Below are 14,178 nucleotides of genomic sequence, written 5' to 3'. Positions count from 1 at the left end.
TTCCAAAAAGCGCAAAAACCCCTATAAAGGCAAATCTACCTTTACAGGGATTTTTTAAATTATTTTAAGTATTCCTCTACAAATTCAACTGGTACATATGTTTTATTTGCTTCTAACAAAGCAGGTGCTCCATTTAATGGACGTAATGCTTTGTTATAACCAAACATTTTTTCTCCGCGAGTAATTGTGTAAGATAAATTACCTTTAGATATAATTGCACCTTTACCTGTCGACTCTACTTTATAGCCCCGCTTTTCGGCAATCAAACGCAATGGAACCATTTTTGTTCCATCGACTTCATAGTAATCTGTCGCGATTATTTGTGCTATTTCGGCTTCTACAGTATTTTCAGTTGTATTTTCAGACTCGTCATCAAGAACAATTACTTTCGAAGGTGTTGTTTGAGCTGGGATACTTTTTGTTGAAGCTGTATAGAAAACAACTAAGTTCTTCTCTGCTAAATCTTTAGCTGCAACTTTCTCTCCCTTCTTATTTAGAAGCTCCGTGTTTTCACCAATGCTTAATTTTAACATATCATAAGTATTTGTTAGGCTTTCAAAGAAGTAATCAACTTCAACAAATCCAGCTTCCTTCGTTTCAACAATGACAACATCAGGATTGAATTGTGGTGGATAAATTAATTTTTGTGGCTTGTTTGCAAATGTATAAGCTACTACTTTATCCCCTTCTTTAAGTTCCACTTTTTTACCTGTATTATCGAAAACGAGTGTATCCTTTGCTATCTCTAAAATGTTTGTTTGATCGCCATCTTTTACAGTGAAATATGTAATGTTTTCACTAGAATTAACTTTTTCAATGGTTCCATAAGTAGTATTGAAAATGTGAACAGGGTCAATTTGAATTTGTGGTACTTGCTGTTCTGCCTCTGTCTGTTTTTCATTTGCCGAAGCGACTGGTATTGCTAAACTTCCAACTAAAAATGCTGTCATTGCTGCAGGCGCAAATTTTTTCATGTTCATAAAATCTCTCCTTAATTATTAGGTTCGTAGTAGTAGTAGTTTAGGAATGGTAAAAGTTTCATTAAAAACAGGAAAATTTGTGATAAAAGCCATTTACCAGTAAATATTTCTTGTGATTAGCAATTACGAATGGAATAATTTTTTTCGATAAGTTAATAATCAGACCAACACCAGGGCGTAAGGGTGATTTTCGTACCGGAAGGAGACCTTTCTTTGGTGTCCAGGTAATAAATGTTTTTTGTGCGAAAGCGTAGTGCAACGTAGCGACAGCGACAAATGTTTTTTGCGAAAGCGTAGCGATAAGATCCTTGGTCATGAAATTTAACATAAGAAAAGTGCGAGAGATCAATTTTCTAACATTGATTTCTCGCACTTTTTAAAGTTTTGACTAGTTCTGTCCTAGCCTCTTTTCTTTTGAAGTGTCTAATACCTACTCCTTAATCATTTCCCTTAATCCTGTAATATCGATACCGTTTAATGCTTGAGTGGCAAGACGATCGGCCTCAGAATTTTCTTTTCGTGATATAAGCTTGTACTCTGGCTGGATACTGAGCTCCTCTAGCTTTGCATCAATTTTATCTGCCCAGCTAGATAGATTCTTTTCAAGTGCTGGCCATTCCCCACTCAATTGATTGATAACGACTTGGGAATCACCAGTGAAACAAACTGGCAAATGATGAACGTTCAATAATTCAAGCTCAACTAACCCCAAATAAAGTGCTGCGTATTCTGCCTCATTGTTAGATTTTAGCTCTGCCGAAAAAGAATTTTGTCTTAATCGATATGGTTTGCCATTTTGCTCATAATAAATCGCACAGCCTAGCCCCGATTGTTTTGTTGCAAGATCAAAGCCACCATCGAAATAGACTGTAATATTGTGTGGCTCAGTGTCAATTTCCTTTAAATATGCCTTCAGTTCCTTTAAAGACCAATTTGTATCTTGTCGATCGATACAATGCAGTGATTTTACTCTCCCTGTTCGCTCCATGTCCTCTGCAAGTAGTAATGCTTGAGCTGCTGGCATTTCTTCTGAACGTAAAACAGTTTCCGCACCCTTTTTCGCTTTATAGGTCCATTCAATGATTACATGCATAATATATAACCTCCAATAGATATTGAGCCATAAATTGAAAACGTGCTCCGGCTTGCGGAAACACGTTTTCTTCTTACTTGTTATATGTGCAACTATTAGTATTTTTATGCCTAAGAAAGCTGGTTTGATCAGCTCGATGATAGCATCTGCTTTTTCAGGACTCTTGTTTGCGACGCTAAACATGTTGTTCTGTTGCTTGGATGTTGAACTTCTCCGCTAAATCATGTTTTTCCGCCGCTTCGATGCACTTCTTAGCTGTTAAAATTCTTCATACAATGCTTGAATAGGTTTTATTAAAATACGGTTTACTTCTTCAATAATCTTACTCAGCTCCATTTCTGCCTCAAGCATTGCAGAAATTTTTAGATTTTGTTGTGCAAGCTGTGCCGCTTTTTGTGCGTATACAAGCTCATCTTCCAATATATCTTCGCCATTTAATTGCTTTTTCTGTAAGTCAATTTGAACCTTACGGAAATTTTTGAATATATTTGATGCCTCTTCATCTTCCTTAACAGCTGTCACCGCTACTTTCAACGCTTCAAATTCAGGTGTTTTACGTAAAGTTGCCTCTAACGCATTAATTTCATTGTAAATATTAATCATAAACATAATTCTCCTTTTTAAATAAAGTAAACAATTAAGCCTTGGACAATCCCAATCAATCCACCAAGTACTGCACCAAGTACTGTAATCATTTTAAACTCACGTTTTGAAATACCGAGTACAAGCTCCTCTAATTTCTCTACAGGGAAAGAATCAACCTGCTCACGTACTACTTCTTGTAAATTTAAGCGTTTCAAAACATCTTCTAGTTTGTCTTCAGCTTTTACAAAAGCTTTTTCAATTGCTTGAGGGATTACTGTTTCCTTCATCCATGAATTACCTTCTGGCCAGTAATGCGAAATAGGATAATTCAAGCGCTCTTCAACTGCTAATTGTTCTTTTACGTAAGTTTGTAATTTCGATAATATTGATTCAAAACGAATATCTTGTAAGAAATCCATTGCTGGACGATCTTTTAATTTTTCCAATTCTTGAGTAAAAATTTTCGTTAATAATGTTGATGTTCCTGGTGCCTGTAAAAGTTTCACAAGTTCACGTTGAACCTTTGCCACGAGCGACGAAGAATCACCTAAAAACATATTAATCATTCCACCAAGTGATCCTTTTGACGATAAGAAGTCATCAATCATCGCCTTAATTGTCAGTTCGCCCTCAGGTGATAAAAAATAATCCTCACCCTTTTCTAAAATATGATCAACCGCTACTGGTATCTTTGCATCAATTGTATTTTGAATATCTACTGATAATAGTGTACGAATTGATTTCGTTGATAGTGTATTCTTAACTGATTCAAATTGTCCCTCAACAATTGCTTCTACCTTCTGTTCAATTGTTACTGGCATATTGGAAAATCCAGCTAATGATAGCCAATCCTGAATTGTTTTATCATTTGTAAAAACCGTTTCTTCTACCTTTGCTTGTACAAACTGTTCTACCTTGTCCTGAATATCCTTTGAGAAAAATTTCTTTCTAAAAGTTTCAGGTGTTAATAAATAATTCACAACAGTTAGTCCAAGTTGCTTTGCTAATTCGTCACGTCGTTTCGGAATAAGACCTGGTGTAAAAGGCACTCGCCAATTTTTAATATATATAGCATTATGTGGTCGAAAAAGCATTTTAATAGCTAGATGATTCGTTACACCACCGATTGCAGCACCGATAACTGCCATAAATATTAATGTCACTATAAAATTATCCATTAGTATCCTCTCATTTCAATTGTATTCACTATTGGCGTAATTTGTCGCCTGATGCACTAATTATAGCAGAGCAATGATTTTCTACGAAAGAAATACCCTCTATTATATTAACTATTTTTATCCATCTTTATTAATTTTAAAATACTGATTTCCGCTACGGGCTACTCACTTTCCTGCGAGAGTCGAGTAAGAATGTATATACTTATGCAATATCAACAAAAAATCCTTTTTCAGCTCATTACTATAGGATTGACATTTGGAGTTGCAAAATTACCACTATCCTTGAATAATATTAATTACATATATAAGAAATGGGGTTTGGTTATGATTCAGCATTTTAGCTTTAAGCCTTTATTTGAAAATTCACAGCTTCCAGGTTGGTCTATTTCGTTCTTTTATCAGCGTGAACGTTATACAGCGGAGTACTTAAAAGATGGCGTAATACAATGGAAGGGATCTATCCCTCCAAACGAAGAGGAAGTTAAAAAAATGATTCATGAGCTTATGTTGTACCATGTTTACGACTGATTAATTCCTTCTTGGCTTAATCATTGCTACCGCATCACTTTCGCACAGAAAATCGCTAAAGTAAGACACAGGTAGTATTTTCCTGTTACCCACTGCATAAAAACACCTATTTTTCACTAACTTTCGCACTGCTATTATCTTAAAAGTGTTTAAGTATATTGAAATTCCCTTATTTTTCTTATACATTTATGTTATTAAGTACTAAAGGTTTTTTATGCAGGAGGCTATTTCAATGAGTAAAGTCACTCTATCTGATGACTTAAACAGTTATAATTCAAAAGCATTAATTCGTGCAAAAGTAAAAGAAGTTTTTTCCGAATTTTCGGCTAAAATCTTCGAGTTAGCGAATGAAGCTGAAGCTATTGATAGTAAAAAATTCGAAACTCTTTCTGGCTTTAAAAGTGATTTCTACAATGAATACTGCAGTCAATTAAAAGGTTTTTTCGATTCATCTACTAGTGCTTTCGGAAAAAGAACTGCGAAAAATATATATTTAACGTATAACGGCAAAAATTATATTTTTACACAGCAAGGTATTACAGAGAAAGCACCTGTTACGATTTCACTTTACTCAGGTGAAATACCAGTAAAAGAAACGCTACACGATGTGGAAAAAGCTTGCTTGAAATTACGTTTTCAACAATAATAAATGATTAATTAATGCAAAAGGAGCCGCCTCATATAAATGAGACAGCTCCTTTTTTGTGCTATTAAAATAATTCATTTAAAAAAATCTGCACGTAAAGCTCTCTTGAGATTTTTGACGTGTCGTTTTATATGAGAATGTAAATGCTTCTTTCTTCAAACAAACTATCTTCTTTGCTACATTTAAAGTTAGCATAACAAATTTTTATTTTCAATCTTTTGGTGTTTGAAATTAATTAATTTCTTCAATTTATAGTAGGAAAATCAAATCAATTATGCCTTAGCATAATTACCGCTGTCGCACAGATAAATTGCAACAAGACGTGGCGTTCTTAGACTGAGTTCCTTTATTTCATCGAATGTCCAAACACCTGATGAAAGAAGTTAAAAAAATTGTTGTCAATATTTGTGTTTTGCATGTAAATATTTTATGATTAAATCATTCAACAATTTTTTTAAATCATAGGAGGTGTACACTTTGTTTACCTCCCTCATTCGGGCGGGGACAAAGGGATTATTTGGACGGAGACATATTGGAAATAACCATAAGGTTGGCGGCATTCGCCCTACTAATAATAATGACAGGATTTTTCGTTGCAACCGAATTTGCAATCGTTAAAGTAAGATCTACACGCATTGATCAATTGCTTGCGGAAGGAAATAAAAAAGCAAAAAATGCAAAACGTGTTATTTCAGATTTAGATGAATACTTATCTGCATGTCAGTTAGGTATTACGATCACTGCCTTAGGTCTAGGTTGGCTTGGTGAGCCTACATTTAAGATTATCTTGAATCCAGTGTTTGAGTTTCTAAATTTGAGTGAGAGTATTACTACTGTCCTTTCATTTATACTTGCATTCTCAATTGTTACTTTTATGCATGTTGTTATAGGAGAATTGGCGCCAAAAACATTAGCCATCCAAAAAGCAGAATTTGTAACATTAAACTTGTCAGGCCCATTAATTTTATTCCACAACATTACGTATCCAATCATTAAGCTGTTGAATGGATCTGCACGTGGCTTAACTGGTCTTTTCGGCTTAAAAATGATGTCAGAATCAGAAGTAGCCCATACTGAAGAAGAGTTACGTATGATTTTGTCGGATAGTTTAAAAGGTGGAGAAATTAATACTTCTGAATATGAATATGTGAACAGTATTTTTGAATTCTCTGATCGTCTTGCAAAAGAAGTCATGGTCCCACGTACTGAAATCGTCGGTATTGAAAAAGAACTAACGATTAGAGAAGTTTTCGATTTAATGGGCGTTGAGCAATATACCCGTTACCCAATTATCGATGGTGACAAAGACCATATTATCGGCTTAGTCAATATGAAGCACTTATTAACTGCTTACATTAAAGACCCAGCAAATGGCGATAAGCTAGTGATTGACTATATGCAGCCGATTATTCGCGTAATGGAAACAACGCAAATTAACGATTTATTATTAAAAATACAGCGTGAACGCATTCATATGGCCATTTTAATGGATGAATATGGCGGAACATCTGGTTTAGTTACGATTGAGGATATTATTGAGGAAATTGTCGGCGAAATTCAAGATGAATTCGATGAAGATGAAATTCCAGAGGTTCAGGAAATTGCAGAAGATCATTTTATTTTAGATGCGAAGATGCTAGTTGAAAGCGTTAATGATATGCTAGGTACTGACATAGAAGATGATGATATAGATACAATCGGTGGTTGGTTCATGACGGAGCGCTTTGATGCGGTCGAAGGAGACAGTATTGAAGAACAAGGTTATGAATTTATCGCAAAAGAATTAGATGGTCACCATATTTTATACTTAGAAGTTCTGAAAATACCTGAAAGTGATTTATCAAATGAGAACGGTGAAGTAAATGACTAATAATCAATTATGCCTCGGCATAATTACATTGCGTCCGAATTCGGCTTTATACATGCACTATTTCAGCGGATATTGGACAAGCAATGAAAGAAGATAAATTGCCTTATCGTATTTGCCTTCGTAAGATAAACATCGAACTTGTACGATCCGGGCGATAAAAATAGTATTTTGCTCATAACCTATTATTGCAAGAGCTTCTAATGAAAAAATGAATATACACGCAAAAACGACTCCCTTACACGAGAAGGGAGTCGTTTTTATAATGCCCGAAAGTTTTACTAGAGGGAAACAAGCCCCTTATCAATCATAGATAAGGGGCTTAATTTGTTGAATTATTTGATTGCAATATAAATATCGACTTGAGCTTCCTGCGGGTTGGCACATCTTTCATCGTACATTTCAAAGTCACCTGTGTATGTTCGCTCTACATCTGAGCTTGCGAACCAGGACCAAACATCCTGCCAAGCTTTTACAACAACTTCTTCAAAAGGACCTTTGTCAGAAGTAAAAACTAAATATTTTGCAGCTGGTATTGTTTTTACGACCATACTTTCAGGAATTTCGTCGGCGGCTACTACTTCCACCCCAAGTGTAATTAAATACTCTCCATTAACATCCGTTTCGTAATCAGAATACAGACCATACGTTACTTGATTAATTGCATTAGCTATTTGTCCCGTTACATCTTGCTGATAAAAATCAGACCATAATTGCGGGATTTTTGCTTGAGAGGTAATTTCATTCGCATTACTTGTTCGTGCTGAAATTCCTATGATTCGAAATAATTCTTTGTTCATCACAATCGGTTCTTTAATGTCATGCTTTCTCCATCTCTTTAAGCTTGGTAAAAAAGACGTCATCATTTGGCGTGCTTCCTCTTCCGCCATACCATCTTCCTTTAAATGCGGTACACAAATTTCAATCATTTCTTGAACTGTTAGATTTGGCTGCTTGAACTCTCCTAATTCATAACAATATTTGCAATAATCCTGACTTTTGTGCCCTTCTTTTTCTGTACCAAGTAATGCCTCATCCATTAATGGCATTCCACAGCTTTGACAATAACTTTGCATCATTAAATCCACCCTTCGTTCTATTTGTTATGACTATAACAAAGGAAACCTGACATCTGTATGTCATCAATTAAAGTTCTTTATACAACTCAACAATTTCCTGCGCTCGTTTTCGCACAATCTCACTTATATGAGGTGGTTCTAAGACTTTTAGGCGATGGCCAAAGCTAAGAAGAAAGCCATATAGCCATTCATCCTCAGGCAAAGAAATTTTAATAATTGAACTCTCATTATCTACATGCTCAGCGCCAAATGATTCTTCTACTAATGTCGTTATTGCAGAATCGAAGGATAATGTAAGGTTTACTATATTTTGAGGGTGATGCCACGTTTTATCCCACGGGAGTTCAGTCAAGTTGACTTCTTTGCGCTGGAATGTCGTCATCTCTTCTTTAATATCCTTCATTCTTGAAATTTTAAATAAGCGAAAATCTTCTCTCAATGTGCAATAGCCATATACATACCAAACTTTTCCCTTTTGTACTAAAGTGTGTGGCTCTAGTAATCGTCTTGTTATACGACCATGGGTAGTAGAATACGTAAAGCTTATACAATGCTCGTGTTCAATTGATTTTTTTAATAGAGTAATTTGTTCCTTAAAAATAACATTTGGCCCCCAAGGACTAAGGTCAATAAATAGTTGATCGATAGATTGTTTTACTTTCTCATCCGCAACACCTGTTAGTTTTTCAAGTACTGCTTCGGCATGTGAATCCTCGTACGTTGTTAGTGCACTTTTAATGGCAATAGAAAGTGAGGTAAGCTCTTCCTTCGTTAACACTTGCTTATCCACACGATAACCCTCAATTAAACTAATCCCACCATTAACTCCCTGCTGGCTAATAACAGGAACCCCAGCACAGCTCAATGTTTCAATATCTCGATAAATAGTACGAACTGACACATTAAATAAATCGGCAAGCTCTTGGGCTGTCACCTTTTTACGATTTATTAAAATCATTGTCATCGTTAATAGACGCTCTAACTTCATATTTGTACTCCTTTACTTTAAACCTTATTTTCCCCTCTGCTAATTACATCATTCCACTTACTAATTCCTAATCTATTTTAAGTATTTTTTAAGTACTTTTTGAGTTTTATTTAAGTCAAATGTACTATAATAGCGCCTAACAAATTATTACATTCATTATACTATTTTCACTATATAAGAAAAAACAACATAGTTACTTATAATCTATACTATTACTCCGTTGTTTTTAACAATAAACGCTTAATTATTTCAATTCTCTTAACACAACATATAAAATTTCTATCCTCTTTATAAGGACGCTAAAAACTATTACGTAGAAAACTTTATAGTAAATATTTGTGGAAGTCCAAATTTCTATGTAAAAAGGTTTAGCATGGAACACGACCCATCATCAGGAAAAAGCTAAACAGATAAATCCTATATGAAGAGATAGCTTATGAGAAGACCCGACACTACCTTATGGAAACGGAATACAAAGAGATAAATTTTGTGTCAGACTTTTAATTTTATGTGGAATTTACTTTTTAGTGCTTCGAAAAGCATTTTCAAAGACAACAAAAGAGTTTAATGGTTTTCAATTTAATTGTAAAAAGGAGATTTTGATGTGATTCGAGCCGTTTTAATAGACAATGAACCTTTAGCTTTACACTATTTTCAAAATAAACTACAAGCATTTCAGCAAATACAGGTCATCCAAACTTTTACAAGTGTGGAAGTATTTTTAAATGAGCTTCCAATACTAGAATTTGACGTCATTTTTTTAGAGACAAGGCTGAATGAACTAACTGGGCTTGAATTAGCTGATATTATCAAAACTGATCGTCCACATGTTAGCGTTATTTTTATAACTTCATATAAAGACTTTGCTTTACAAGCATATGAAATTGGTGGTCTTGACTACGTGCTTAAACCAATTAGTCATGCTCGCTTAGAAAAAACTATTTCTCGTATCGAGCATGAATATTCCATTCAGCAAATGATTAAAAAAGCTTCGAAAACTATGTTACACGTACAATGCTTTAATCAATTTGCCGCATATAGCAACAACAGCTTGGTTGCCTTCAAAACCGAGAAAACAAAGGAGTTATTTGTATATTTCATATTACATCCAAACATTCCTATTCATCGGGATTATTTAATTGAAATTCTATGGCCTGATTTAGACTATGTACGAGCAAAATCGAATCTTCATACCGCTCTTTCTTATTTAAGAAAAACCTTAAGTAATATAGGTTATGCAAACTGTATTATCTTTTCAAACAAATACTATATCTTCGAGAAACCCAATATTCTTTGTGATTTATATGACTTTCATAGTTATTATGAGGATTTCACGAAGTTAGATTTCCCACCAATTTCATTGATCAATCAATGTCTCTCAATTTATAAAAATGGATTACTCATTTATGATGATTATGAGTGGGCTACTGCCTATAAAGATAAGCTGACGAAATCATACATAGATTTATTAGATAAAGGTTTTCAAGCAACATTACTAACAGATATTGATAAAGCATTAAATTTTTTAAACAGACTATTGGAGTTTGATCCCTATAATGAACAAAAACTTGAACACTATTTACACGTTTTAATAAATGAGGGGTTTCATGAACAGGCATACAAAGTATTCCTCGCTTATGAACAGAAGCTAAAAGATGATCTATCAATTTCGCCAAGCTCTACATTAATTGATATTTCCAACAATTTTTTGTTCAAAAATAAATAAAGGATTCATTCATTAAAAAACGACGGGCTACTACACTTGTAGGAACTCGCCGTTTTACTTATTTTTTCACATTTTATATACCACTAGCCTCTGTTAGTCCGTGCTTCACAGCGTAAAGAGCCGCCTGCGTACGATCCTGCACTTGTAGCTTCGTGAAAATATTAGAAATATGAGTTTTCACTGTTTTTTCTGTAACGAATAAAGAGGACGCAATTTCTCGATTACTTTTCCCTTTTGTAAGCTCTGCAAGCACATCCTGTTCACGAGGTGTTAGTGGGTTTAAAACATGAGGTGCATTTTTAGATTCTTGTCGGTCCATTTCTAAAGTCGTTGTTGCTTCTGGATGTAATGTATTTTCGCCTCGCATAATACGGCGAATGGACAATACCAACTCATCAGGTTCAATATCTTTCAACTGATAGCCTGCAGCTCCTGCCTCCATAGCTGGCACCACATGATCACGGTCTGAAAAGCTTGTCAGCATTAGAATTTCTATTTGCGGAAATTTAGCTTTAATGCGCTTTGTTGCCTGAATCCCATCCATCTCAGGCATTACTAAGTCCATGAGTATAATATCTGGCTGTATACTTTCCGCTAAAGCTACTGCCTCAAGTCCATTTTTCGCTTCTCCTACAACTTCAATATCTTTCTGTGTTTTTAAGAAAAATAATAATCCCCGACGTACTACATGATGATCATCTGCGATTAAAACACGTATCATACTCTTCCCCCCTAATATGGCAAGCGGATTAACAGCTCTGTTCCTTTGCCAATTTCACTAACCCAGTCAGCTTTGCCACCAACTGATTTTGCACGATCCTTTATGGATTGCAAGCCTATCGAAAGTAGCTTCGTGTTATGATCGATGACGAAGCCTCGTCCCTCATCACGAATAACAAGTAAAATATCTGTAGAAGTAACCGTAATATAAAGTGCAGCCTCCAAAACACCTGCATGACGCCGAACATTATTAAGTGCTTCTTGGGCTACCCGAAATAATGTTTCTTCGATACGTGATGGGAATTGCAGTACACCTGAGACCGTTACATGAAGCTTTAAGCCAAGCATTTCTGCATACACTTTTATCGCTTCAAGTAAACCATTTTCTAATCCTTTTGGACGGAGCTGCCAAATAAGAGCACGCATTTCTGTTAAGGCATCCTGTGTTAAGTGTTGAATTTCCTTAAATGTTTCCTTCACATCACTATCGTTTGTCATTTCAATACCAGCTCTCGCCGTTAATGTTACCGAAAAAAGTAGTTGATTCACGGAATCATGTAAATCTCGGGCTAGACGATTGCGCTCCTTCACAAGTGCCATTTCCTGCTCCTGTTTTGTCAGTAAAATACGCTTAATAGCTGATCCCATCTGAAATGCAACTGATTCAAGTAATGCTAGCTCTTCCTCTGAAAAACGCACGGTATCCTTCGATGCAACATTTAAGACACCAAAACGCTCTTGTCCAGATTGAAGCGGCACTGTTGCATGATGTGTAATGCCTTCGTGATCGCCAACATTTGCTGCAATGGCACTTTCAATACGTTGACATTCAATAATATTTGAGGCTTTTTTTAATTCCTCATTACGATAGCGGGAAACACACCAACAGCCTCCCTTTTCTAAGTAATGGCAATTTTTATACTCCAGTGCCTCTGGTAAATTGACATGGACAACAAGCTCTGAGCGCCCTTTTTCATCGATAAAAAATATCCAGCCTGTTTCAAAATTTGTGCCATTTAAAAATTTCACAAGTGCTCCTTTTAACATCGACACAATTTCAGTTTCTTCGTTTAATAACTCTGCAATCTCTTTTAAAATACCAATATTGGAATGATCGTTCTCCCTCACAAAAACACCTCTTCTTTGGCATTACTAATTTTAATGATAACATTTCAAAGTCTGGAACGTCTGCCTCAGCCATTCATACTTTAGACTGAAATTTTTTAACTTCTTTCCATACGCACTTATGTCGAGGCTTAAGTGATAAAAATATACCTTATTTTAGGTAAGCTAATTTACATATAAAACTAGAACAACTATAATCGAACAAGTACATGGTTATACTAAGGAGAGAATTTATATGTCTAAAAAAGTAGAAAATGGCTTATTATTTATTTGGATTGTCTCTGTCGTTGCAACACTGGGTTCCTTATATTTTTCTGAAATCCGTCATTATGAACCTTGTAAAATGTGTTGGTTCCAACGAATTTTCATGTATCCAATTGTCATTATGACTACTATTGCCTTTATTCAAAAAAACGCACGTATTGCTGTAACAACTGCTGTTTTTGCCATTATGGGAGGCAGTATATCACTTTACCATTACGGTATTCAAAAGCTAAGTTTTTTAGCTGATACTGCACCATCTTGTGGTCTTGTTTCATGTACTGGTCAATATATTAACTGGTTAGGATTTATCACAATCCCATTTTTAGCGCTAACTGCATTTATTTTAATTGCAGGGGCAAGCTTTTATGTAATGAAGGCTGCTAAAACAGCAAAATAATTATGAGACCGTGTTCTACATTTGGAATACGGTCTTTTCTACGGAGGAAGATCTATGTTTCACTATGAAATAAATACGAATAATTTGACAGTCGAGGATCTATTACGTAATCAATGGAGACTCGGTAAAAAACTAGTCCATGAATTACGAATGGCGAAGGCTATCACAACAATGGACGGTGAGCCTATTCAGTGGAATGATCAACTACAGGTAGGAACAATAATAAAATTTACATTTCCTATTCCGGCATCCAATTATCAACCGACACCAGTTTGTGCAATTGATGTCGTCTATGAGGATGACCATTGTTTGATCGTTTCTAAACCAAAAGGTATGTCGACACATCCAAATGATGAACGTGATACCCACACTTGTATGAATCATGTTATGGCTCATATTAAAGAGCAAGGTGGTACTTATGCTGAGCATGTACATCGTTTAGATAAAGGGACACAAGGTTTGTTACTTGTAGCAAAGCATCCATTAGCAAAGTCAATCTTTGACCGTATGATTGAGGAAAAATCTATTATTCGAACATACGCGGCAGAGGTACAAGGGAATTTACGCTCTTCATCCGGCACGATTTCTGAAGGAATTGGAAAAGACCGACATCATGCAACAAGACGTGTCGTTTCAAAAACTGGACAGCATGCGGTTACTCATTACGAAGTTGTAGCGCGCTATAAAAGCTCTTGTGTTGTCCATCTAATTCTTGAAACAGGAAGAACACATCAAATTCGCGTACATCTAGCACATATCGGTCATCCGATTATTGGAGATACAATGTATGGTGCAAGAGAAACGGCAAGCGGGGATTATGAGCTCCATGCTATTCAATTGGAATTCGAGCATCCATTTTTAAATAAGCAAATCGTTGTAAAGGATCAGTAGTAATTATCGTACTGCACCTAGAATTGTTGTATATCAGCTAACAATTCTAGGTGCAGTTTTTGTATGCTCAAATTTGCATTGAAGACATTGTATTTTCGAGAAAAGTATTAT

Annotated in this window: 14 protein-coding genes; 6 read left to right on the top strand and 8 right to left on the bottom strand. The window is 35.3% G+C overall.

Annotation, left to right across the window (positions count from 1 at the left end; translation table 11 throughout):
- Positions 1–59: 59 nt before the first annotated feature.
- The 4 genes from ACFVT8_RS15730 to ACFVT8_RS15715 all read right to left on the bottom strand — a co-directional run bounded on the left by ACFVT8_RS15730 (position 60) and on the right by ACFVT8_RS15715 (position 3,836).
- Entirely contained in the window at positions 60–980 is a 921-nt protein-coding gene (locus ACFVT8_RS15730; RefSeq protein WP_387083443.1) for a stalk domain-containing protein, read from the bottom strand.
- Positions 981–1,410: 430 nt separating this feature from the next.
- Positions 1,411–2,073 (bottom strand): ribonuclease H family protein, encoded by a 663-nt coding sequence (locus ACFVT8_RS15725; RefSeq protein ID WP_387083442.1) that lies wholly within the window; start codon positions 2,071–2,073, stop codon positions 1,411–1,413.
- A 258-nt stretch (positions 2,074–2,331) separates the two neighbouring features.
- Complete coding sequence (locus tag ACFVT8_RS15720) at positions 2,332–2,676, bottom strand: YlbF family regulator (RefSeq protein ID WP_387083441.1); 345 nt, start codon at positions 2,674–2,676, stop codon at positions 2,332–2,334.
- Between the two features lie 17 nt (positions 2,677–2,693).
- Positions 2,694–3,836, bottom strand: a complete 1,143-nt coding sequence (locus ACFVT8_RS15715) for a DUF445 domain-containing protein (protein WP_387083440.1) — start codon at positions 3,834–3,836, stop codon at positions 2,694–2,696.
- Positions 3,837–4,160: 324 nt separating this feature from the next.
- Here ACFVT8_RS15715 and ACFVT8_RS15710 point away from each other — a divergent pair, with 324 nt between their 5' ends.
- The 3 genes from ACFVT8_RS15710 to ACFVT8_RS15700 all read left to right on the top strand — a co-directional run bounded on the left by ACFVT8_RS15710 (position 4,161) and on the right by ACFVT8_RS15700 (position 6,880).
- The gene (locus ACFVT8_RS15710; RefSeq protein ID WP_387083439.1) at positions 4,161–4,364 is read left to right on the top strand and encodes a YheE family protein; all 204 of its coding nucleotides are present in this window, start codon (positions 4,161–4,163) and stop codon (positions 4,362–4,364) included.
- A gap of 232 nt (positions 4,365–4,596) precedes the next feature.
- Positions 4,597–5,010, top strand: coding sequence for a hypothetical protein (locus tag ACFVT8_RS15705; protein WP_387083438.1), 414 nt, complete (start codon positions 4,597–4,599; stop codon positions 5,008–5,010).
- A 532-nt stretch (positions 5,011–5,542) separates the two neighbouring features.
- Positions 5,543–6,880, top strand: coding sequence for a hemolysin family protein (locus tag ACFVT8_RS15700; protein ID WP_387083437.1), 1,338 nt, complete (start codon positions 5,543–5,545; stop codon positions 6,878–6,880).
- Positions 6,881–7,212: 332 nt separating this feature from the next.
- Here ACFVT8_RS15700 and ACFVT8_RS15695 read toward each other — a convergent pair whose 3' ends face one another.
- Together ACFVT8_RS15695 and ACFVT8_RS15690 are read right to left on the bottom strand one after the other, a co-directional pair.
- Positions 7,213–7,956 carry a zinc ribbon domain-containing protein gene (locus ACFVT8_RS15695; RefSeq protein ID WP_387083436.1) on the bottom strand — a complete coding sequence of 248 codons (744 nt, stop codon included), beginning with the start codon at positions 7,954–7,956 and terminating at the stop codon, positions 7,213–7,215.
- Between the two features lie 67 nt (positions 7,957–8,023).
- Positions 8,024–8,944: a helix-turn-helix transcriptional regulator gene (locus ACFVT8_RS15690; protein ID WP_387083435.1), complete on the bottom strand. Its 921-nt coding sequence runs from the start codon at positions 8,942–8,944 to the stop codon at positions 8,024–8,026.
- Positions 8,945–9,548: 604 nt separating this feature from the next.
- On the opposite strand from ACFVT8_RS15690, the gene ACFVT8_RS15685 reads away from it, so the two are divergent.
- On the top strand, positions 9,549–10,670 hold the full coding sequence (locus ACFVT8_RS15685; protein WP_387083434.1) for a response regulator: 1,122 nt from the start codon (positions 9,549–9,551) through the stop codon (positions 10,668–10,670).
- 73 nt (positions 10,671–10,743) lie between these two features.
- Here the strand turns inward: ACFVT8_RS15685 and ACFVT8_RS15680 are convergent, their stop codons facing one another.
- Together ACFVT8_RS15680 and ACFVT8_RS15675 are read right to left on the bottom strand one after the other, a co-directional pair.
- A complete protein-coding gene (locus tag ACFVT8_RS15680) occupies positions 10,744–11,391 on the bottom strand; it encodes a response regulator (RefSeq protein ID WP_387083433.1) in 648 nt (215 codons plus the stop codon).
- An 11-nt stretch (positions 11,392–11,402) separates the two neighbouring features.
- Positions 11,403–12,518 (bottom strand): GAF domain-containing sensor histidine kinase, encoded by a 1,116-nt coding sequence (locus tag ACFVT8_RS15675; RefSeq protein ID WP_387083432.1) that lies wholly within the window; start codon positions 12,516–12,518, stop codon positions 11,403–11,405.
- A 232-nt stretch (positions 12,519–12,750) separates the two neighbouring features.
- Between ACFVT8_RS15675 and ACFVT8_RS15670 the strand changes: the two genes are divergently transcribed.
- The gene (locus ACFVT8_RS15670; protein ID WP_132364075.1) at positions 12,751–13,176 is read left to right on the top strand and encodes a disulfide oxidoreductase; all 426 of its coding nucleotides are present in this window, start codon (positions 12,751–12,753) and stop codon (positions 13,174–13,176) included.
- Positions 13,177–13,230: 54 nt separating this feature from the next.
- The gene (locus ACFVT8_RS15665; protein WP_387083431.1) at positions 13,231–14,067 is read left to right on the top strand and encodes an RluA family pseudouridine synthase; all 837 of its coding nucleotides are present in this window, start codon (positions 13,231–13,233) and stop codon (positions 14,065–14,067) included.
- Positions 14,068–14,178: the final 111 nt, after the last annotated feature.

It is taken from the genome of Lysinibacillus sp. NPDC058147 (assembly GCF_042884205.1).
Lineage (GTDB): Bacteria > Bacillota > Bacilli > Bacillales_A > Planococcaceae > Lysinibacillus.
This window is presented reverse-complemented; position numbering and strand designations above follow the sequence as displayed.